This is a genomic window from Streptosporangium oxazolinicum, assembly GCF_039537505.1.
GTDB lineage: Bacteria > Actinomycetota > Actinomycetes > Streptosporangiales > Streptosporangiaceae > Streptosporangium > Streptosporangium oxazolinicum.
In genome coordinates, this window is record NZ_BAABAQ010000018.1 from 173,382 (window position 1) to 193,654 (window position 20,273).

Sequence of the window (20,273 nt, forward strand, 5' to 3'; positions counted from 1 at the left end):
GGTGTCACGGGGAAGGGGTGCTACGGAGGGAAGACGCTTCGCGGAGTGTGATCTGGGCTGTGGCGACCCCACTCCGCACGCTCAACTCGCGGTGCCGAAGGCGTGGAGCGCCTCCAGATCCGTGATGACCACCTGCCTGTAGTCGGTCAGTAGCAGCCCGTTCCTCTTGAGGAGCCGGACCGCGTTGTTCACCGCGGCCTCCTTCGCTCCGATGAGCCGTCCCAGCTCGGGCTGCGACAGCCTGATGCCGAGGTCCGTACCGCCCGCGACGGCGAATCCGTGACGCGCCGCCAGCTCGCCGAGCACCCGGGCCAGTCGTACCGGGACTTCGAAGGCGGTGAACTCAAGCCGGCGCTGGTTGGCCCATTCCAGCCGTTCCGCGATCATGGAGGCCAGCGCGGACCACAGGCGCGGACGCTCGTCGAGATGGGCGAAAAATGTGGTCGTGGGGATCCGGAAGGCCACCAGCGGGGTGCAGGCCGTGACCGTCGCCGAGCGCTCCGTCTCCCGGAGCGCGGCCATCTCGCCCACCAGGTCACCGCTCAGTCTTATGCCGAGCAACGCCTCGGCGCCGTTGTCGAGGGTCGCCGTGATCTTCGCGCAGGCGGGTGACGAGGGCCGGACGGAACGGAGCAGAAGAACATGATCACATCGCAGGTCGCCCTGCCGGATCAGAATCGCTCCGGGCTCGTGGCGTTGCGACTCGCCGAGGCCGAAAAGCTCGTTGCGCCCCCTGTCGTCAAGGGCTGAGATCAGGGTCCCCGCGGGCCAGGGAGAGCGGGGGTTCTGACGGGGCGTCCTACTGGACATGAGGCCTCCTCGACGGTGAGGGTGCGCGCTTCGTTCGTTCGCCGATCGTCATATTCGCGCAGGAGAACGCGGTAGAACGTGGAGGACGCCCATCGGGACCAGGCCGGTTGGCTAAGATGCCACCGGTGTCCACTCGGCCGGTGGCCATTCGAAGGACGCGGGGCTCTCCCGCCGAGCGCGTGACGATCGTCTCCCACAATCTTGACATTCCGGCCTTAAGAAGGTGAAGCGGATGCGTGCACCTCAGAAGTATGAGGATTCGTCGCGTCGGGAGCTCTGCGACCGGACCTCGTATGCCGGATCGGCATACGATCCGCCCTCCTACGAGTCAGGCCAGGCGTGAGATCCCAGGTGGTCGCCGTACTGGCGGCGGTGGCCCTGCTCACCAGCGCGTGCGCCGGAACCGGCGCCAAGGCCGGTTCCGGCAGCGGTACGGGCGGCGGTGAGGTAGGGGGAGCGTCGCTCGGCTGGGACGAGTGCGGGGACGGTTTCGAGTGCGCGAAGCTCCCCGTTCCCCTCGATCACGCCAAGCCCGACGGCGAGAAGATCGAGCTCAGCGTGATCCGGCTTCCCGCCTCGGGTGACCGGATCGGCTCGATCCTCCTCAACCCCGGCGGACCCGGTGCCTCCGGCGTTCAGTACGCGCGAGGTGCCCGCACGGCGGTGAGCAAGGCCATCCGAGACCGCTTCGACGTCGTGGGCTTCGACCCGCGAGGGGTTGGCGGGTCCTCGCCGGTCCGGTGCCTGTCGTCGAGCGAGCTGGACACCTACGTCGGCCTCGACAGCTCACCCGACTCGCCGGGGGAGGTCACCATGCTGGAGGAGGGCTCGCGGCGGTTCGCCGCCGGGTGTCAGGCCCGTTCCGGCAGGCTCCTGCCGTACGTCGGCACGGCCGACGCCGCCCGGGACATGGACCTGCTGCGCGCCGCCGTCGGCGACTCCCGCCTCACCTACCTCGGCAAGTCGTACGGCACCCAGCTGGGTGCCACCTACGCGGACCTCTTCCCCGGCCGCGTCCGCGCCCTCGTCCTGGACGGCGCCGTGGACCCCTCGCTCAGCCCGCTGGAGGTGAACACCGCGCAGGCACGCGGTTTCGAGGTCGCCCTCGACGCGTTCCTCGGAGACTGTCTCGCGGCCACCGACTGCCCGTTCCGCGGCTCCGTCGGCTCCGCCCGCGCGGAGATCGCCGCCCTGCTCCGCCGCGCGGACGCGGCTCCCCTGACCAACGGGACGGGCGACGGCCGTACGGTGACCGAGGCCTGGACCACCCTCGGCCTGATCACCCCGCTCTACGACCGGCACGCCTGGCCGATCCTCCGCCAGGCGCTCGGCCGGGCGCTGAAGGGGGACGGCACCACCCTGCTCCGCCTGGCCGACCTGCTGATCGACCGCGAGGCGGACGGCGAGTACACCAACCAGACCGAGTCCAACCTCGCTGTCAACTGCGTCGACGCCCCTTACCCCCGAGACTCCGCCGCCTACGCCACGGCGGCCCGCGAGTCGGCCAAGGACGCCCCTCTCTTCGGCGCGTACGTCATGTGGAGCTCGCTGCCCTGCGCGTACTGGCCGGTCAAGGGAGGCCCACGGCCGAAGATCGATGCCCCCGGAGCCCCGCCCATCATGGTCGTCGGCACCGAACGCGACCCGGCCACGCCCTACCAGTGGTCCGAGGCCCTCGCCTCCCAGCTCTCCTCCGGCGTCCTCGTCGGCTTTGACGGCGACGGGCACACCGCCTACCTGACCGGCTCGACGTGCGTGGATCGTCTGGTGGACGACTACCTGATCGACCTGGCCGTTCCCAAGGACGGGACCCGCTGTCCCAAGATCAGCTGATTCCAGGGCGCGGGAAGCCCCCGGGAGCCTGTAGACTGCCGTAGGCCGTGGTGAAACACGGCACGCCGCCTTAGCTCAGTCGGCCAGAGCACTTCACTCGTAATGAAGGGGTCTGGGGTTCGATTCCCCAAGGCGGCTCCAGTTCAGAGGCCCCCACCGGGTTCCGGTGGGGGCCTTTTGCCAACACCCTTGCTAACAGTGCTGTGGACCCGGTGGTTTCTTCCGCGGCAGGGTCGGTGTTTGGGAGTCGATCGGTCTTCAACACCTGGAGACCGCAGCGTTCACGAACATGGTCTGCCCGAGGCGGTGCACCGCCCGCACAGTGAGCACCACATCTCGTCCGGCTCCAGCAGTCCGGTTACTTCGTTCAGTAACGGTTCCTTGATCTGGTTCAGGGCTGTGGCGTCTCGGCTGAAGCAACGGGCCACCCAGATGTCATGATCCTTTGTCCACCAGTTGCTGAGGTGAAGGTGCACGGCGGATGCGCCATCGAACCACCACAGGTCCGTCGGCCCCGAGGCCTCATCGACCCAGGGCAGAAGGTCCGTACCTACCAGAGCCGGTGTCCTTCCCTGTGGGAGAGCCAACTCCAGCGCCAGGTGTGGCCAGCGGTGAACAGCCAGGAGCAGCGCGTGTGCCTCAAGCCGCTGGTCGATGCTCCGGTTGAGGATCCTGAGCGGTCTGTCAGCGAGGGTCATCCCGGCACGGCCGTCCAGTAGAACCTCCACCCCACATGTCCAGTCGCCGTCCACGATTCCGTAGAACACCCATCCCTGGGCCGTCCAGTAGACCCTCGCATCACCATCCAGCCCGTACTCCATTCCATTGGGTCCCAAAGCCGGGCACCACAGTCCGCCGTATCTCTGCTCGAAAGCGATCATCGCTTCAACGGCTTCAGCGGGAGCCGCGACCTCGACCCCATCATGATCAACGGCGCGGGCAGTCCGTTCGATCCAGTCCACAGGCGTCGGTTCATGCCATCGTGCGTTTTCGTGAAGGAAGGTGTGGAGACGAGGCGATATCGAGCGGTCAGTTCGTATGTGCACACCTCACCGTAAAGTCCCCGAGAGCCTGGGTTGCGTCCACGGAGATGATGTACGAGTTTTCCCAGATAGTGGACGTGGCGCCGTTAAATGAGGACGGCCATCGCGTGCTTCTTCGAGTGCGAGCAACTGTTCCTATCGCGGTGTGAGGTGGGTGGCAGCTGTCTCCGTTGCCAAAGATGATCTAGGATGGGCGCCTCCATCCACGATGAAGCGGCGGAATCTTGCTTCCATTACCGGAGATTCCCCCTCGTTGGGGGATGCCTCTGTTGACCCTGGCGGCTCTGGCGGCCCCCGCGTCGCGCACCGTCTGGTGGTACTTCCAAGAAGGGCCGACTTCCGAGGTGAAAGGCTTCACCTGCCCTCTCAGCGCGGAGCCCTATGTTTTTCAGGATGTCGGCTGGCTGATAGAGATCAACTGGCGGACCATTTCCGCGGAGTTGAACGGCTGGCCTACCGTCGTGATGGCGCTTGGCTTGAGCGCGGTTCTCGCCCTTCGGGGAAGGTGGAGCACGATTGCCGGCTGGGTGACGACGGCGCTGTTCGTGGTGATCGCCGTGGTGTTCACGATCCCCTTCGCCATCGAGCTCGTCACCGATGACTGCCGGAACACGCTTCATTTCGGAGGGTGGAACATCATCGAGGTCGGACCGGTCATGCACTATTTGGGCGGTGCGGTGCTGGTCATGTTCTTGTCGCTGCTTCGGCGTGATGAGACGGGCCGTCATGTCTCGGCGCGTAGGACGCCGCGTCCGATTGGATGGGGCTCATGACTGCTCATGACGTGGCCCGGCTGTTGCCCGATGCCCCGGTGCTTCGCGACGTGTGCCGGTCCATGGCGGTGCTGGAGGCCATTCTGAGCCCGGAATGGTCCAGCCGCTACCACTCCTTCGACATGGGCTGGAACCCCGGTGAGGAGATGGCCTCGATGCGAAACGGGTCGGGAGACGAATACTCCATCGTCTTTTCGGCGGCGGGTGCGTACATCCGCGGTTTCGACCACGAGGCGGTGATGAGCCCGTACGGCAACGACGGGCCGTGGCCAGGGGTGCTCGACTTCGTTCCCGAGGTCTTCCGCCACTGCGTGGCCGAGCCCGCGTTCTGCGACGAGGACGGTATGCCGGTCGTGACCGCCTGCCTGTGGCGCGAGAGCGGCGACGCCCGCTGGCGGGTGGGCGAGATCGACTACCCGGACGGCGCCGACGACCCCGACGGTGCGACGCACCTGTTCGCACGGCTCGTCGACCCGTCCGCGGAGGCGTTCCAGAGGTTCGCCGAGGACTACTACGAGGTCCCCGTGGACCTCGATGCGGTACGGCACGTCTACGCCCTCCGCCCGCTGACACAGGCGGTGGTCACCGCGCTGAACGCCGACCTCACCGTGAGGGACCTCGCCGACGACCTCATGGCGGCCCGGTACCCATCGGCCGCCGGTTGAGAAGACGGTTCGCCCGTAGGGGCGATGATCGTGCAACGGCTCGCGCTCTTCGATCTGGACAACACGCTCGTGAACCTGGACGAGGTGTTCCAAGCGTGGGCTGCGGAGTTCGCCGACGGGTACGGCCTCGAGCGCGCGGCGGTCGACTGGCTCATCGCTCTTGACCAGGCGGGTTACCCGCACCGTGAGGTCTTCTTCGCCAAAGTCGTTGAGCGCTTCGCCCTCACCGAGTCGGTCGAGGAGTTGTGGGGCCGCTACCGCAAGCGCATGCCGTACCTGGTGCACTGTCGGCCCGACGTGATGGACGGCCTGGCTCGACTCCGCGCGTTTGGGTGGAAGGTGGCCATCGTCACCAACGGAACCGCGGACAACCAACTCGGCAAGATCCAGCGGACGAGACCGGCCGAGGCCGCCGACGCCTGCGTGTTTTCAGGGCTCGAAGGAATCCGAAAGCCCGACACCGGGCTGTTTAAGGTCGCGGCCCGGCGTTGCGGTGTGACCCTCGAAGGTGGGGGATGGATGGTCGGTGACCACCTTGTTGCCGACATCGGCGGGGGACAGGCAGCCGGGCTGCGTACGATCTGGATCGACCGAGGCACCTGGGGCGGCCACGACCACAGCGCGGATCATGTCGTCACCGACCTGCTTCAGGCCATGGAGATCCTGCTCAGCGAGCGGTGATCGAGCGGCCATGCCGCAGCCTGCGAGGAGTGCTGTACAGCAGTCCCATACAGCAACACCGTCTTACACGACCACACGCCACCGACCCGTATCTACCGCCTGACCAGGGCATGAGGCCGCCGACCTGGGACGTGCCGCTGACTCGTGATGAAGGGGTCTGGGGTTCGATTCCCCAAGGCGGCTCCAGGTCAGAGGCCCTCACGAAGATCCTTTCGTGCTCCCGGCGCGGGTATGACGTGGTTCCGGCAAAGGATCTTTCCGGTCTCCACCTCAGCCAGTCGTTCACGGCGTGCGCGACCGTGTAGTCCGATGGGGCGATGGCAAGGCCGTCCTCGTAGTACGCCAGAAACACACCGTGCCACCCCATCCCCGCAAGCCATCGCCACCATGTCCGGCCAGGCTGGTCCGATCATGTACCAGATAACGTGCCTGAGTCGCGTGGCTGCCGTCTTCACGCCACTGCTGGTCAATGGCGTCATGACGTCGGTGATGTATGCGATAACGAATCCCCTTACCCGGTACATCGTCTTGCCCTGTGGTGCTCCTCTGGCGTACTTCGGCCGCCCTTGCAGCGTGAACGGTCGCCGCTTCCCACCCCAAGATCATTCCGATATAGGTTTTGGGCTTATGTGAGCTGATCCCCTACGGGCGACGCCAGAGGCCGGCCGACCACCGGACCGGGCGGTTCGGCGCCTCGGGCCGCATGCTGAACTTCACCGCGATGGTCGCCTTCTTGCCCTTCGGCACCTTCAATTCGGCCAGCGTCGTCAGGGACGGCCCGCTCGTCCCCACGCCGCATCCGCCGCGCGTGCTGAGGCGGCCGTTCACTTCGGCGTCGAACAACAGCCGCGAGGCCACGTCACCGGTGCAGATTTCACCGATGCCGAGCGGTTTCCCGTCGCCGAGCACGTCGAATGTGAGTGACCTGTCGTGCGGCCAGGTGCCGGTCCGAGAGTCGGCCAGCCGGTAGCCCTTCAAGCGCTCGGGCAGAGCCTGCGGCGCCTGCGGCTCTGTTGGGCGCGGCGGTAGTCGACGGGGAAGGGAGCTCATCACCGCGCCTGCTCAGGGGGTCGCCCTGCTGTGGGGTCGCGTTCATGCCGTGGCCTCCCACCGGGAGGACCTGAGGTAGGCGTCCGGAGAGTGGCCCCGGCCGGGGGCGACGGCGGGCCCCGGCCGGAGAGTCTGGTTCTGGGGGCCGGGAGAATCCGGCAGCAGGGTGGTCGGCTGGCCGATGTTCGGGGGTGGGGCGCCATGCGCGTGCGCGCGGGCCGTGGTGCGGGCGCGGCGGTGGGAGCGCGCGTCGGCGAAGCAGGCGCAGCCGCTCGCTGTGGTCCGGTCGAGAACCGGGACACTAGGTTTGTTCATCGGGTCAGGACTCACTTCCTGATCAAGGGGCCCGTACGGCGTTACCGCGCCTGCGGGCCTCGCTTTTTGTGGTTGTCATGTCATTGACACGACGGATCCATCAGAACGGGGCGCATTCGCTATCCGGTAGATGAGGATGGAGGAGGAAAGCGGAGTCCTCCCACGTCCGCGAGGTGATCATGGGTTTGCCGACCTGGGCCGCGCGCTTGAAGGCCGCACGCCATGGCGAATGCTGGACGCAGAAGGAGGTGGCCCGGCGCCTCACCGAGGCGGCTCGTGAGCATGCCGGTATCTGCCTGCCGGGCAGGGCATCCCTGACCCGGATGCTCAGGGACTGGGAGACGGGAAGGGCCCGGCCTCGCTCCCCCTACCCGCAGTTGCTCGCCCTGGTCTACGACCTCGACGAGGCAAGCCTGTTCAGTGACTCTCCTGCAGTTCCCCGTTATGAGGGAGTGGACTACAGCGAGCAGTTTGATCCAGAGGACGAGGACAGGCTGATTCACGCCGCCCGTCAGCCCCGCCGCCTCGATGCCGCTGTCATCGGTTCGTTGGGCGTCATCCTCGCTGAGCAGCGCCGAGTAGAGGATGCGCTCGGCTCTGAATGCCTCATTGTCCCCGTCCGGGCGGAACTGGCGACCGTTGAGGGTCTGCTCGCTGAAGCTCGTGGGAAGCTACGCACCCCCATGCTGGACATGGCTGCGCAGTACGCGCAGTTTTCCGGGTGGCTGCACGCCAACACGGGCCGCGAGAGGGAGGCGGACGTCTTCTACGACCGGGTACTCGAATACGGGACTGAAGTGGGAGCCCCTGACATGGTCGCCACGGCCCTGTCGATGAAGGGGCATCTCGCGTGGCTCGGCCGCAAGGTTGGTCCGCTGATCGGCCTGTCACAGGCTGCTCAGCGAGACTCCGCCACGAGTGCCGGTCTGCGCGCCCTGGCGGCTCAGCAGGAAGCTCGAGGGCACGCTCTGGCGGGCGAGGCGGATGAAACCGATCGGCTGTTAGATCAGGCTGTAGAGCTGGCGCTGAAGTCCGCAGAGCGACCCGACCGCGAGCCGCCATGGATCTACTTCTACTCGTCCACCTACCTGACGCTGCAGCGTGGTCTCGCCTACCGCTACCTCGGGCGGAACGGGCAGGCCGTTGATCTGCTCAAGCAAGGCCTCGGCGCGCTCGCGGTTGACCTGCAGGAGTCTGAATGGGCGGCCAACTACATCTACCAGCTCGCGTTCACGCATGCCGCAGAAGGTGAGCCCGAGGAAGCGTCCGCGGTCGCAATGCGGGCTGTCACCATCGCGCACGCGACCTCTTCGGCCCGGCTCGCGGTAGACCTGAGTCGACTCCATAGCCGCCTGGTCGCTACCTGGCCCGACGTACAGGCCGTGATGGAATTGGGTGAGGCGCTGCCGAAGACGGCGTGAGCGGTCAATACGACGACGCCCCGCCGGTCAGCTGGTCGGCGGGGCGTCTCTTCCTCCATGCGGGCCAGTATGGGACCGGGCGACGACTCACACCCCGTACCAGCAGGTGGCCAACGCCCTGCGTGAGCGGATCGCTTCGGATGAGATCCCGGCTGGCCGTCGCATTCCGAGCATGGTCGAGCTGGAGAACGAGTTCCAACCTTGGTCGGGGGCGACCGGAAACCGGGACACCCTCGGCTGTCAGACGAGGGCGGTCTTGTAGAAGATGCTGGCCTTCCTCGCTCCCTCGACGCCCGAGGCGAGTCCCAGGCACAGGCGGGGCGCGCCGCTCGCGATCTGGATCGCCATGCCCTCCGGCTCCCGGAAGTCCAGGGACTTGCCCGCCTGGGTGAGCGACCGCTGGACCGTACTGCCCGTGCGCAGATCGACGCAGGTGACGTGGGCGTTGCCCGGAGCCGGGTTGGAGGTGCTGTAGGCGGTGCCGTCCAGGAGGTACAGGTAGTTCCCGTAGGCGGCGTAGCCCTGGAAGACGCCCAGCCCCGGCGGTTGTGCGATGTCGAACAGCGGGGTGGCCGTTCCATTTTTGAGCGCGGACAGGGAGTACGCCGCGTAGCGTGCCTTTCCGCCGATCCAGTAACGCATGATCAACCGATTGGTGGAGGGGTCGATCGCACACGTGGTGCTGGTCGCGCCCGCGATCGGCGCGTACTTGGTGAGAGCGGAGGAGGACGCGGTCAGGGTCTGGCCGTTGACGAACTTGAACCGGGCCAGCCTGTTGCCCCAGGCGTTGGCGCCGTCGCTCACGGCGTTGGTCTCGGTCCACAGGTACGCCGAGGTCCCCGACGGCTCCACTCCGATCTGGACGCCGTGCCCGAAGCCCATCAGGTACATGTGCCCGAGCACCGTTCCGGTCAGGCTGAGTTTGGTCAGGCAGAGGTTGCCCGCCGCCGCCGACCCCGAGCCGTTCTTCACCTGGACCACGTATATGTGCCCGTTGGTGTTGTCGAAGCCGAACGACTGCAGCACCGTCTCGTCGTAGAGGGCCTTCTTCCAGATCAACTGCGTCGAGGGTGCGGCCAGGTCGAACCGGTCCGCCGCGGTTTCGGCGGCGGCGCCCCGGACGCCGGCGAAGCCGCCCAGGGCCGTCGCCACGGCGGCGCCGGTGGCGGTCGTGAACAGGCCTCTACGAGTGATCATCCGCGAAAGATACGGCATATACGGATTCGTCCTGTTTCGTTCGACGGTGTCAGAGGACCCGTCAATCTCTATCACCTCGAAGATCATGACAACACTGAAACGGATTAAATTCCACATAACGGACCGATCCAAGCGGGCTGGAGCGACTCGGCCGATCTGCCGCGCACCACAGCCCAGGTCGCCGCCGAGCTCCAGAAGCCCTCGACTCCGGGACCCTTTTGGCCTGTACGGCGGTGTACGCCCTGATGAGCTCGCTGGACTGTGACCGAAAAGGTTCACGGAGCTTCACCCGCACCCGCTCGATCTGTATTTTCGCGCCCATGCCGGCTCAACGAATTTTCGCCCGTCAGGCGTCGAAGCGGCGGCGGGAGGATCCGATATGGCCGAGGTATCGGTGGGTCCGGTCGCACGTCCCATCGACGGGTTGGCGGGGCGGGAAGTCGGCGACATCACGGCATCGCCGCTCGTTCGCGTATCGAGGTGGGGCCTTGTTCGATGTAGTGGCACCCGGCCTCGGTGAGTCGTTCGACGATCAGTGGGTGAAGGCGGCGGGTCGCGTACCACGCGGGGGTGAGCTGCCGGTCGTCTACCTCGCTGGTCCGCAGGGTGATCGCCGTGAGGTCCCGTGGCCGCAGGGTGCGGGTGGCGAAGACGAACGCGATCCGATCATGGCGGTCGGGGCTGCCGGCCGGTATCCGCGCGACGGTGATGAGGTGTTCGGCGGGCAGGCTCAGGCCGGTTTCCTCGCGGGGTTCGCGAGTCGCGGCGGCCGGGCTCTCGCCGTGGTGGGCGCGGCCGGGGAGTTGCCAGCGGGCATCACGTGCGAGTTCGCGATGTGTCGAGTTTTTGTTCCGTCGAATGTCGGTAGGCGCCCTTCAGGTTGTCGGTTTTTTGCTCCGTCGAATGTCGGTTTGGCTCCATGCTGGCTCGATCACCGCCTGGAGGGGGCGCTGTGCCCGAGTTGATTTCACGTCGTGTAACCGGTCATGCCGACGACAGCGAGGCGTTCGCGCCCATTGGGTCGGGCGGATCAGGAACCGGTTGTCCGCGGTCCCGGGCCGACCTCGCGAATGACGGTGTAGGTGGGCACTCCGCTCATACGAGCCTCGGCCTTGCCGGAAAGTCCCTCCAGAGCCTTTTGGATGGCGACCACCCGGCCCTCGGTGTCTGACGTCTCCACGAAGTTGCGGTAGTCCGCCTCGCTCGCCCAGTGCACGATGTTGTAAACCCGGGTGCCGTCGGTGCTTACGTGGAAGCGGGCCGACCGGTAGCCGGGGTAGAAACGCACCCATCGCTCCTGGATCTCGGCGAAGGCGTCCACGAGCTCACGCTGGGTCCCGGCGCCGTCAACGGTGTAGTCGATGATCGAGTAGAAACCGGTCTCCATGCTCATGATGCGTTCTCTCCTGTACGGCGATGTGAGGTGAGGGCCGAGGGCCTGCTCCGAATCATGCGACCTCGATTTAGGTTGAGGTCAAGTGAAATCGGTGGGCGTTCACTCCGCATGAAGGGGGTCGGGGTTGGTTCTCACGGGCGAAGGCCCTCCGAGACGATCTCGGAGGGCCTTCGCGTGTTCGGGGGCTTGATGGGCTACAGGCCGACGCTGATCGTCACGTCGGCGTGTCCGCTCGGTGTGGCCGCGTGGTCCCGGATCGATTCCGAGGCCGCCGTTCTCGATTCGGCGGACCCGGACATCCGGTCCTCACGTGCCTTCCTCAGATCACGCGTTGGGGATGGTGTTGAGGTAGCCGATGGGGACGTTGGTGGAGTCGGGTTTGCCGAGGGTGACCCATTCGTCGTAGCTGAGGGGCTTTTTGTGGTTGTTGGTGATGGCGTAGACGGTTCCGTCGGCGTGGTTGCGTAGGTAGGTGCCGTTGCGGGGGATGGCGGTGAAGGTGTTGATCCATTCGATGGGGACGTTGGTGGAGTCGGGTTCGCCGAGAGCGGTCCATTCGGGGAGGCTGAGGCCGTATTTGGCGCCTCCGGCGGTGAGGTAGACCGAGCCGTTGACGGGGTTGCGCAGGTAGGTGCCGTTGGTGGGTTCGGCGCCGATTTTGTTGATGAAGCCGATGGGGACGTTGGTGAAGGCGGGGGTGCCGAGGGTGTCGTATTGGGCGGGGGTGAGGCCGTATTTGGCGGCTCCGGCGATGACGAAGATGCTGCCGTCGGCGTGGTTGCGTAGGTAGGTGCCGTTGCGGGGGGTGGTGCCGTAGGTGTTGATGAGCCGAACGGGGACGTTGACGGAGGCGGGTTGTCCCAGGGCGGTCCATTCGGCGAGGCTGAGGTCGTATTTGGCGCCTCCGGTGATGATGGAGATGCCGCCGCCGGAGGCGTTGCGCAGGTAGGTGCCGTCTCGGGGGGTTTGGGGCAGGGTGTTGAGCCAGCCTGCTGGGACGTTGGTGAGGGGGGCGCCTTCGTAGCCGGAGGCGTTGAGCTCGTCCATGCTGGTGAAGCGGACGGGTGCGCCGCCCGCGACGACCGCGACGGTCCCGTTGGGCTCCCGATACAAACGCCCCTCCACCGGCGTGACCGAACAGCCGTTGGCGCTGGCGACGTCGTTCCACTCCCTGCTGTTGCTCTGGCCGTACTCCACGCCGTTGAAGGTCGGGCGGACCCGCTCGCTGTCCGCCACGCCCCAGGTGGCGCGCCCGTCGCCGTTGGCGTCGAAGGCCTGCTCGTAGTGCAGGTGGGGGCGGCCGTTGGAGGTCGGTCCGGTGGCTCCCACCTGTCCGATCTGCTGCCCCTGGGTGACGCGCTGGTTGACGCTGACCGACCGGGTCTTCAGGTGGATGTAGGTGGTGAACCAGCCGCCGCCGTGGTTGATCTGGATCATGTTGCCGGCGTTGGAGTGGAAGGTGGACTGGACGACGGTGCCGGCGGCGGGCGCGATGAGCTTCGCCCCGTCGGTGCCGACCTGGTTGGGCTCCTTCACCATGTCCAGCGCGGGGGCGTGCCCCCAGGTGTTGAGCTGCCACTTCTCCCCGCAGGGGAAGGGAAGCTGGAACGCCGGCGCCGCGGACGCCGCGTTCGCGGGCGCGGGGGCGGCCACGGTGAGGCTCGCCAGGGCGAGCGCCGTCACGGTGAACGTACGGCGGGCGCGGGAACTCCTGCCGGAGGTCCGGTTCATCGGTGGTTCCTTTCGGGGGTGTCCGGTGATCTTGTCCGGGTCGTCATCAAGAGGCCCGGCATGCTTCGGGTCAGACGTTGGGGATGGTGTTGAGGTAGCCGATGGGGACGTTGGTGGAGTCGGGTTTGCCGAGGGCGACCCATTCGTCGTAGCTGAGGGGCTTTTTGCGGTTGTTGGTGATGGCGTAGACGGTTCCGTCGGCGTGGTTGCGCAGGTAGGTGCCGTTGCGGGGGATGGCGGTGAAGGTGTTGATCCATTCGATGGGGACGTTGGTGGAGTCGGGTTCGTCCAGGGCGGTCCATTCGGGGAGGCTGAGGCCGTATTTGGCGCCTCCGGCGGTGAGGTAGACCGAGCCGTTGACGGGGTTGCGCAGGTAGGTGCCGTTGGTGGGTTCGGCGCCGATTTTGTTGATGAAGCCGATGGGGACGTTGGTGAAGGCGGGGGTGCCGAGGGTGTCGTATTGGGCGGGGGTGAGGCCGTATTTGGCGGCTCCGGCGATGACGAAGATGCTGCCGTCGGCGTGGTTGCGTAGGTAGGTGCCGTTGCGGGGGGTGGTGCCGTAGGTGTTGATGAGCCGAACGGGGACGTTGACGGAGGCGGGTTGTCCCAGGGCGGTCCATTCGGCGAGGCTGAGGTCGTATTTGGCGCCTCCGGTGATGATGGAGATGCCGCCGCCGGAGGCGTTGCGCAGGTAGGTGCCGTCTCGGGGGGTTTGGGGCAGGGTGTTGAGCCAGCCTGCTGGGACGTTGGTGAGGGGGGCGCCTTCGTAGCCGGAGGCGTTGAGCTCGTCCATGCTGGTGAAGCGGACGGGTGCGCCGCCCGCGACGACCGCGACGGTCCCGTTGGGCTCCCGATACAGACGCCCCTCCACCGGCGCGGAGAGCACGGGCCAGATCGCGTTCACGATGAGCTGCGCGTCGGCGGCCTGCGGCTGGTAGCGGTCGGGGTACGCCGACACCTGCACCGCCTGGCACACCTGGCCGATCGGCGCCGTCATCCAGCCGTTGTTCGGATACTTCGAGATCATCTTGTTCAGGAACGCGTTGGTCGCCCAGGTGGGATTGAGCCGCTGGTCCCTGGACCCCCACGAGGCGCGCTGCTGGAACAGGCCCAGGCTGTCGTGGTCGAGTTCCTCGCTGATGTTGTCGATGCTCGTCTCGACGATCGTCGTCGTGATCGCGATGACCGCGGCCCGCGGGTTCAGGCCCCGGTCCTGGACCGCCTTGATCACCATGCGGGCGCAGGAGACGCGGTAGGCCGACATGTAACCGCGCATCTTGGCCCGCAGCGTGCCGTTGAGCTGGGTGGCCACCGACGCGTCGGACGGGGTGGTGCCCCGGGGGTCGCACGCGGCGAGGGCTCTGGCCACGTTCACGTCGCTCGCGTGCGGGACCGGGGTGGGGCTCGGTTCCGCGGCATGCGCGGGACCGGCGACCAGTCCCGCCGAGACCATGACGGTCATCGCCGCCAGGGCGGCGTGTGAGAGGAGTCTGCGGTTCATCGAAGTTTCTCCAGAAGAGGGTTGGGGGGTCACCGGACGGCGCCGTCGGCGATGAGGGTGCCGACGGCCGGTCGGCCGGGTTCGAAGGGAGTGGCGAGGGAGGCTCATCGCGATCCCTCGGACCGGGGCGTTCGGAGGCCCGGGTCGTTCGGAGGCTCGGGTCGTTCGGAAACCGGGTGCGTGGACGAGTCCGCCGCGACACGCCCGCGGTGGCGTCGTGACGCGCTACCGCTCAACCTGCGCGTGAGCTGCCCGGAGCGCTTTCGCGTCTCGTCTCGGGCGCGGGTCACGAATCGAGGAATGGTGAGAATCGGGGAACGGTGAGAGGGGTCGTGTTCAGGCACCCGCGTTTTCAGGCACCCGGCGTCTTCATGTGTCCGCGCACTCATGGAGACGCCGGGCGAGTTCGAGGGGGACCCGAGGCGGGCCGTTGTCCGTCGGGTTTCCGGGGCCAGTGGCTCGCATCGCCCCCCACAGCGATGTCGGCCGAGCCACTGGGGTCCTCGTGGAAAAGTCGTTCAACGGTCGAAGATGAACGGGTGATTCGTGTGTGACTTTCCCCGCGGCGGCGGAGACCGGGTGATCTCGCCCCGAACGGCTTCTGGCGCGGGTTGGCTGAGCGGGCCACCGCGAAGATCGCCGCCATCGTGACGATGGCCCACCGGATCACTCCGCTTCAGAGCCGTATTCTTACGAAGACCTTTCTTTCGTTTTCTTCCCCGGACGAGTAAGCACGCGGTGGAACACGGACGCTTGACGGCCCCGTTGAAAATCGGCCGCGTTCCGAGCCGGACGGGCTCCGTATGGAACCCGTCCGGAACGCCGGTGCTGCGGATGATCCTGTGATGGTCCGGTATATCTGCGGTATAGCGGTCGTCCATCGCGAATTCTCATCGTCGACCGGCAGATCGGAGCCTTTTTCGCCGGACGGTCCCCTTTCCCCGCTCGGAGGGCCGGGGAAATACGGCCGCAGTGCTCAGGGGAGGGGAGGCCGGGTAGGGGGCGGAGCTCGGCAAACCATGCTTGAGCAGGTGATATACAGTCGCTATACATGTGACGGATACCTTCGGGCCAGCGTTTCGCCAAAGGGCCTGGCGGCGCGTCGAGAAAGGTACCTCTCATCGATGTTGCGTAAGCGTTGGAGATTTCTCACCATGGCGGCCGTGCTGGCCACGTCGCTGGCCGCCGCCACTCATGCTTCGGCCGCCTCCAGCCAGTCCTACCTCAGGGATCCGTGTACCACTCCCTATGACTGGTTCTGCAACCAGCCTCCCCCTCCCATCTCAGGAGGGCAATCGCCCACTCCCCCTCCCATTCCTCCCGGCTGTAACCCGTACGCTTTTTGCCCCTGAGAGGAGAACCTGCCGTTTTCGGGATGGGAAAACGTCGGCGGCGCGGTTCCGCTGTGCTTTTCGACGCCGGGGAGGCGCGGTCCCTGGCGTCGGAGTCAGCCGGTCAGCTCCTCCGAGAAAGGGGCGCCGATCTCCGCGTACAGTTCCCTCGCCAGGCGTTCCTGGGTTTCCGCGGTGGCCGTGTCGCCGTTGTCGCGCGAGATCCCGGAGAGGACGACCCAGGTCTGCGCCTCGCCCATCCGGTGCCCGGTGGCCCGGTGGTTGTCCAGGGCTCGCCGGCCGTACGCCTCGGCGTTGGCCGGCAGCCCTCGCCGGTGGCAGGCGTAGGCGAGCAGGGTGAGCGCCCGCCCTTCGACGACGCGGAAGTGGGGTTCGTCGACGAGTTCCAGCGCCTGCCCGGCGAGGTCGGCGGCGGTGGTGTGGTCACCGGCGCGGTGGTGGGTTGTGCCCAGCGAGAGGAGCGCCTCACTCACGAGGTGGCGGGCGTTGATCTCCCTGGCGATGTCCAGCGCGGTCCGGTGGAGCCGGACGGCCTCGTCGAGGTCCCCGGAGCGGTCACGGATGGAGGCGAGCGTGTTCAACGCCTGGACCTCGGTGAATCGGTCGCCGATGTCCACCGCTATCCCCAGCGCGGCCTCGGCGGTGTCGTGGGCCTGCTCCAGGTGGCCGGAGTCGCGGCGTACCAGGGCGAGCCAGGCCAGCGTGTCGGCCTCGAGATATCGGTCGCCGAGCTCGCGGTGCCGGGCCAGCGCGGCGGTCAGGTGATCGGCGGAGGCGCCGAGGTGGCCGAGTTGGTGGTGCAGCTCACCGATGGTGGTCATCGCGACCGCCTCGGCTCTCGGCGCCGAGGTCTGGCGGATCAGCGTCAACGCCTGGACGGCGTGGTCGAGCCCCTCGCGGAGCCGGCCGGACTGCCTGCAGGCGTTCGCGAGGTTGTTCAGGATCTTGGCGCGTCCCTGTTCGGAGCCGAGACGGTCGTGGAGTTCGAGTGCCCTGGACAGGGGACGGGTGGCCTCGTCGGGGAGTCCGACGAACATGAACGTGGTGCTCAGGTTGCTCAGGGCACTCGCCTCGCCCTGCGTCCACCCCGCCTCGTGGCTGAGGGCGACCGCCCGGTTCAGGTAGGTGATCGAACGGTTGTAGCGGGCGAGGCAGTGGTACGCGTGGGCCAGGTTCAGGAACGTGGCCGCCATCGCCTGCCGGTTCCGTTCCGCGTAGGACGCGGCCAGTGCGGCGCGTGCGGTGGCGAGCCAGTCGACCATGCGCCTGGAGAAGTTGTGGTAGCCGCGGAGCCTGTCGGCCAGGAGCCAGGCCATCGGCCGGGGACCGTGCCGGACCGCGTGACCGATCGCCGCGACCACGTTGTGGTGTTCGGCGCTCAGCCACGCCATGGCGGCGGACGGGGTGCCGATGTCCACCGTCCCCGTCGCGATCCCGGGGGGCGCGGGCAACTGGAGCATGTCCGGGTAGAGCACCTTCGCGGCGTCACCGGCCACGGACAGGTACCACTCGAACAGCCTGTTCGCCGCCGCCTCCCGTTCCTCCTCGCTGTCCTCGGCACCCGAGAGGTCACCGGCGTACCGGCGGAGCAGGTCGTGCACGGTGAAGCGGTCGGGTCCCTGCTGGTCGACCAGGTGGACCCCGGCGAGCCGGTCCAGTGCCAGCGCCGCCTCGTCCTCGGACACGCCCGCCAGGGCCGCCGCCGCGGCCGGGGTGAAGTCGGGGCACGCGACCAGCCCGAGCCGCCGGAAGATCCGCTGCACGTGCTCGGGCAGCAGCCGGTACGACAGGTCGAAGGCGGCTCGGACGGCGGTCTCCTCGTCGCCCTCGATCGTGAGCGCGCTCACCGGGCTGCCGGTGCTCAGCTCCGTGACGTAGTCCTCGATCGGCAGGTGCGGGCGGTCCAGCAGGCGCGCGGCCGCTATACGCAGCGCGAGGGGCAGGTGGGCGCACACCTCGGCCAGCTTGGTGACGGCCTCGGGTTCGGCCCGTACCCGGTCCGCGCCGAGAAGATGGCCGAACAGGGCCCTGGCCTCGGCCTGGTCGAGCGCGTTGAGCGTGATGCGCTGAGCGCCCTCACGGACGACCAGCCCGGTGAGCCGGTCGCGGCTGGTGACCAGCACCACGCAGCCGGCGTTGCCGGGCACCAGGGGCCGGACCTGCTCGGCCGAGCTCGCGTTGTCCAGCAGGATGAGGATCCGCCGTCCCGCCATGAGCGAGCGGTAGCGCGCGGCGGCCTCCGTCGCCTCGACGGGCACCTGTCCCGGCGGTACGCCCAGCGCTCGCAGGAAACCCGCGAGCGCGTCCGCCGGGTGCACCGGGGTTCCGGGCGAGTAACCCCTCAGGTTGAGGTAGAGCTGCCCGTCGGGGAACCTGTCGGCCACCCGGTGCGCCCACCGCACCGCGAGCGCGGTCTTGCCGACGCCTCCCATCCCGGTGAGGGCCGAGATCGTGATCGGGTCGGCGGCGTCGCCGGGTCCCCCGGGGATCATCCTGTCCAGCGCCTCGAACGCGTCCTCACGCCCGATGAAGCCAGGGATGTTCGTGGGCAGTTCCCGGGGCACCGGCAGCGTCGTACGGACGACGTCCGACACCGTGGCCGTCGTTCTGGGCGCGGCGCGCTCGGGAGCCGGGGGCTCGTCGTCACCGCGAAGGATGTCCTGGTGTAGCCGCTGGAGCGCGGGGCCCGGCTCCACACCGAGCTGCTCGTCGAGCAGGGCGCGCGTCTGCTGGAAGAGCTCCAGGGCCTCGGCCTGGCGGCCACTGCGGTTCAGCGCGACCATGAGGTGAGCCCGCAGCCCCTCGTGGTACGGGTGTGCCCGCGCCAGCTGGGCGAGCACGCCGACCAGTTCCCTGTGCCTGCCCAGGGCCAGCTCCGCCTCCGCCCACCGTTCGTAGGTGACGAGCCGGAGTTGCTCCAGTTGCGCCGCCTCCTCGGCGATCGGCTCGCAGTCGCCGAACTCGGCGAACGCGGGGCCTCGCCACAGGTCGATGGCGTCGCGCAGGGTACGGCCGGCCCGCGCGGGATCGTCGTCGAGCGTCCGGCTCCCCTCGGCGGCGAGCCTCCGGAAGCGGGTGGAGTCCAGCCTGTCGCCGGTGACGATCGTGTATCCCCCGGGCTGCCGGATGATGCGGTCGTTACCGAGCACGCTCCGCAGCCGGTGCACGTACAACTGGATGTTGCGCCGCGCGGAGGCCGGAGGAGTGTCGTTCCAGACGGTGGTGACGAGCCGGTCGACCGACACCGTCTGCCCGGCCCCGCGGGCCAGCAGAACGGCGAGCACCAGCCGGGGCTTGTACGCGGCGCCGACGAAAACCTCCTCGCCGTCTCGCGTCACCTCAAGCGGCCCCAGCACCTGGAACTCCATCAACGGCCACCTCGCTCCCTGTACCGGGCTTCCGGTTCGCCTGCCCCGGTCGCCTTCCGCAAGGCACCGTGTCCATGAGGCGTGATCATGACATTTACCGCCGTCCATGTACAGCTTGTCCGCTTTGCGGTACAAGGCTCTCGCGGTTTGTTGTGAATCGGTCGGTGAAACCCGTGCCGATTCTCCCCGCCGCCGTGTCCGAGCCGTTCCAGAAGATGGCCGGGCGTCGGGCGTACGTGCGAGGAGCACCTGGAAAACCCCATAATCTATGGCTTATGTCTGAACGGGGTGAGGGACAGTCGGGGATCGCGTCCAAGGTCGGGCGCCTGGCCGCCATCGGAGCGGCGGCGGGCCTGCTGGTCGCGGGGATCGCGTTGCCGGCGGTGGGGGGCGCCGGTCTGGGGATCATGTCGGCGACCAATGAGCTGAATCTCAAGCCCGAGGATCTCACCGAGCCGCCGCCGGCGGAGGTGTCGATCGTGCAGGACGCCAGGGGCAACGAGATCGCGCGGTTCTATGAGGAGTACCGGACGGTCGTCACGCTGGATCAGGTCGCCGAGGTGATGAAGACGGCGATCATCTCGATCGAGGATTACCGGTTCTACCAGCACGGGGCGATCGATCTGGAGGGGACGATCCGGGCGTTCGCCAAGAACCTGCACGCCGGTGGGGTGAGCCAGGGGGGCTCCAGCATCACCCAGCAGTACGTCAAGCAGGTGCTGCTCAACTCGGCCGTCACCGATGAGGAGAAGGACAAGGCGCTGGAGGCCAGTTACGCGCGCAAGCTGAACGAGTTGCGGCACGCGATGGCGGTGGAGGAGAAGTACTCCAAGGACGAGATCTTGGAGAAGTATCTGAACATCGCCTATTTCGGGGCGAGTGCGTACGGGGTGGAGGCGGCGGCCACGCGGTTCTTCGGGGTGCGGGCGGCCGATCTGTCGTTGCCGCAGGCCGCGACGCTGGCCGGTGCGGTGCAAGATCCCAACGCCACCGACCCGAACCTGGGGCGTAAGCAGCGGGAGCGGTTGCTCAAGCGGCGCAACGTGGTGCTGGACCGGATGGCGGAGCTGGGCAAGATCACCCCGGCGGTGGCGGCGAAGGCCAAGGCCGCCAAGCTCGGCTACAAGGGCACGAAGC

At 67.5% G+C, this 20,273-nt stretch carries 16 protein-coding genes and 1 tRNA gene; 7 read left to right on the plus strand and 10 right to left on the minus strand.

Annotated features, from left to right (window positions below; all coding sequences use genetic code 11):
* Positions 1-81: 81 nt before the first annotated feature.
* Positions 82-810 (minus strand): Crp/Fnr family transcriptional regulator, encoded by a 729-nt coding sequence (locus ABD817_RS36000; RefSeq protein WP_344922893.1) that lies wholly within the window; start codon positions 808-810, stop codon positions 82-84.
* 339 nt (positions 811-1,149) lie between these two features.
* Between ABD817_RS36000 and ABD817_RS36005 the strand changes: the two genes are divergently transcribed.
* Complete coding sequence (locus ABD817_RS36005; protein WP_344922894.1) at positions 1,150-2,643, plus strand: alpha/beta hydrolase; 1,494 nt, start codon at positions 1,150-1,152, stop codon at positions 2,641-2,643.
* Between the two features lie 64 nt (positions 2,644-2,707).
* A tRNA-Thr gene (locus tag ABD817_RS36010) sits at positions 2,708-2,784 on the plus strand.
* A gap of 140 nt (positions 2,785-2,924) precedes the next feature.
* Here the strand turns inward: ABD817_RS36010 and ABD817_RS36015 are convergent.
* Positions 2,925-3,605: a hypothetical protein gene (locus ABD817_RS36015; RefSeq protein ID WP_344922895.1), complete on the minus strand. Its 681-nt coding sequence runs from the start codon at positions 3,603-3,605 to the stop codon at positions 2,925-2,927.
* Positions 3,606-3,955: 350 nt separating this feature from the next.
* Here ABD817_RS36015 and ABD817_RS36020 point away from each other — a divergent pair, with 350 nt between their 5' ends.
* From ABD817_RS36020 to ABD817_RS36030, 3 genes are read left to right on the plus strand one after another with little or no spacing between them, the layout of a single operon-like run.
* On the plus strand, positions 3,956-4,459 hold the full coding sequence (locus ABD817_RS36020; RefSeq protein ID WP_344922896.1) for a hypothetical protein: 504 nt from the start codon (positions 3,956-3,958) through the stop codon (positions 4,457-4,459).
* Positions 4,456-5,124 (plus strand): hypothetical protein, encoded by a 669-nt coding sequence (locus tag ABD817_RS36025; protein ID WP_344922897.1) that lies wholly within the window; start codon positions 4,456-4,458, stop codon positions 5,122-5,124. The genes ABD817_RS36020 and ABD817_RS36025 overlap by 4 nt, the downstream gene beginning before the upstream one ends.
* Before the next feature lie 24 nt (positions 5,125-5,148).
* Positions 5,149-5,805 carry an HAD family hydrolase gene (locus tag ABD817_RS36030; RefSeq protein WP_344922898.1) on the plus strand — a complete coding sequence of 219 codons (657 nt, stop codon included), beginning with the start codon at positions 5,149-5,151 and terminating at the stop codon, positions 5,803-5,805.
* A gap of 642 nt (positions 5,806-6,447) precedes the next feature.
* On the opposite strand, the gene ABD817_RS36035 is transcribed toward ABD817_RS36030, so the two are convergent.
* Together ABD817_RS36035 and ABD817_RS36040 are read right to left on the minus strand one after the other, a co-directional pair.
* The gene (locus ABD817_RS36035; protein WP_344922899.1) at positions 6,448-6,855 is read right to left on the minus strand and encodes a hypothetical protein; all 408 of its coding nucleotides are present in this window, start codon (positions 6,853-6,855) and stop codon (positions 6,448-6,450) included.
* A 42-nt stretch (positions 6,856-6,897) separates the two neighbouring features.
* A complete protein-coding gene (locus ABD817_RS36040) occupies positions 6,898-7,170 on the minus strand; it encodes a hypothetical protein (RefSeq protein WP_344922900.1) in 273 nt (90 codons plus the stop codon).
* A gap of 179 nt (positions 7,171-7,349) precedes the next feature.
* Between ABD817_RS36040 and ABD817_RS36045 the strand changes: the two genes are divergently transcribed.
* Complete coding sequence (locus ABD817_RS36045) at positions 7,350-8,591, plus strand: helix-turn-helix domain-containing protein (protein WP_344922901.1); 1,242 nt, start codon at positions 7,350-7,352, stop codon at positions 8,589-8,591.
* 240 nt (positions 8,592-8,831) lie between these two features.
* Here ABD817_RS36045 and ABD817_RS36050 read toward each other — a convergent pair whose 3' ends face one another.
* The 6 genes from ABD817_RS36050 to ABD817_RS36070 form a co-directional block, all read right to left on the minus strand.
* The gene (locus ABD817_RS36050) at positions 8,832-9,788 is read right to left on the minus strand and encodes a phage baseplate protein (protein ID WP_344922902.1); all 957 of its coding nucleotides are present in this window, start codon (positions 9,786-9,788) and stop codon (positions 8,832-8,834) included.
* A gap of 449 nt (positions 9,789-10,237) precedes the next feature.
* The gene (locus ABD817_RS39695; RefSeq protein ID WP_425583444.1) at positions 10,238-10,648 is read right to left on the minus strand and encodes an NUDIX domain-containing protein; all 411 of its coding nucleotides are present in this window, start codon (positions 10,646-10,648) and stop codon (positions 10,238-10,240) included.
* A gap of 170 nt (positions 10,649-10,818) precedes the next feature.
* Complete coding sequence (locus ABD817_RS36055) at positions 10,819-11,181, minus strand: antibiotic biosynthesis monooxygenase family protein (protein ID WP_344922903.1); 363 nt, start codon at positions 11,179-11,181, stop codon at positions 10,819-10,821.
* Between the two features lie 327 nt (positions 11,182-11,508).
* Complete coding sequence (locus ABD817_RS36060) at positions 11,509-12,915, minus strand: M23 family metallopeptidase (RefSeq protein WP_344922904.1); 1,407 nt, start codon at positions 12,913-12,915, stop codon at positions 11,509-11,511.
* A gap of 70 nt (positions 12,916-12,985) precedes the next feature.
* The gene (locus ABD817_RS36065; protein ID WP_344922905.1) at positions 12,986-14,416 is read right to left on the minus strand and encodes a hypothetical protein; all 1,431 of its coding nucleotides are present in this window, start codon (positions 14,414-14,416) and stop codon (positions 12,986-12,988) included.
* Between the two features lie 1,447 nt (positions 14,417-15,863).
* Positions 15,864-19,136 carry an AfsR/SARP family transcriptional regulator gene (locus tag ABD817_RS36070; protein ID WP_344922906.1) on the minus strand — a complete coding sequence of 1,091 codons (3,273 nt, stop codon included), beginning with the start codon at positions 19,134-19,136 and terminating at the stop codon, positions 15,864-15,866.
* Between the two features lie 275 nt (positions 19,137-19,411).
* Here ABD817_RS36070 and ABD817_RS36075 point away from each other — a divergent pair.
* Positions 19,412-20,273 (plus strand): transglycosylase domain-containing protein (locus ABD817_RS36075; protein ID WP_344922907.1); only part of this gene is annotated, 862 nt, incomplete at its 3' end.

Excerpts from the sequence above, each read along its gene's own strand:
- ABD817_RS36000 (WP_344922893.1), bottom strand. The coding sequence starts at position 810 with ATGTCCAGTAGGACGCCCCGTCAGAACCCCCGCTCTCCCTGGCCCGCG.
- ABD817_RS36025 (WP_344922897.1), top strand. The coding sequence starts at position 4,456 with ATGACTGCTCATGACGTGGCCCGGCTGTTGCCCGATGCCCCGGTGCTT.
- ABD817_RS36030 (WP_344922898.1), top strand. The coding sequence starts at position 5,149 with ATGATCGTGCAACGGCTCGCGCTCTTCGATCTGGACAACACGCTCGTG.
- ABD817_RS36035 (WP_344922899.1), bottom strand. The coding sequence starts at position 6,855 with ATGAGCTCCCTTCCCCGTCGACTACCGCCGCGCCCAACAGAGCCGCAG.
- ABD817_RS36040 (WP_344922900.1), bottom strand. The coding sequence starts at position 7,170 with ATGAACAAACCTAGTGTCCCGGTTCTCGACCGGACCACAGCGAGCGGC.
- ABD817_RS36045 (WP_344922901.1), top strand. The coding sequence starts at position 7,350 with ATGGGTTTGCCGACCTGGGCCGCGCGCTTGAAGGCCGCACGCCATGGC.
- ABD817_RS36050 (WP_344922902.1), bottom strand. The coding sequence starts at position 9,788 with ATGATCACTCGTAGAGGCCTGTTCACGACCGCCACCGGCGCCGCCGTG.
- ABD817_RS36055 (WP_344922903.1), bottom strand. The coding sequence starts at position 11,181 with ATGAGCATGGAGACCGGTTTCTACTCGATCATCGACTACACCGTTGAC.
- ABD817_RS36060 (WP_344922904.1), bottom strand. The coding sequence starts at position 12,915 with ATGAACCGGACCTCCGGCAGGAGTTCCCGCGCCCGCCGTACGTTCACC.
- ABD817_RS36065 (WP_344922905.1), bottom strand. The coding sequence starts at position 14,416 with ATGAACCGCAGACTCCTCTCACACGCCGCCCTGGCGGCGATGACCGTC.
- ABD817_RS36070 (WP_344922906.1), bottom strand. The coding sequence starts at position 19,136 with ATGGAGTTCCAGGTGCTGGGGCCGCTTGAGGTGACGCGAGACGGCGAG.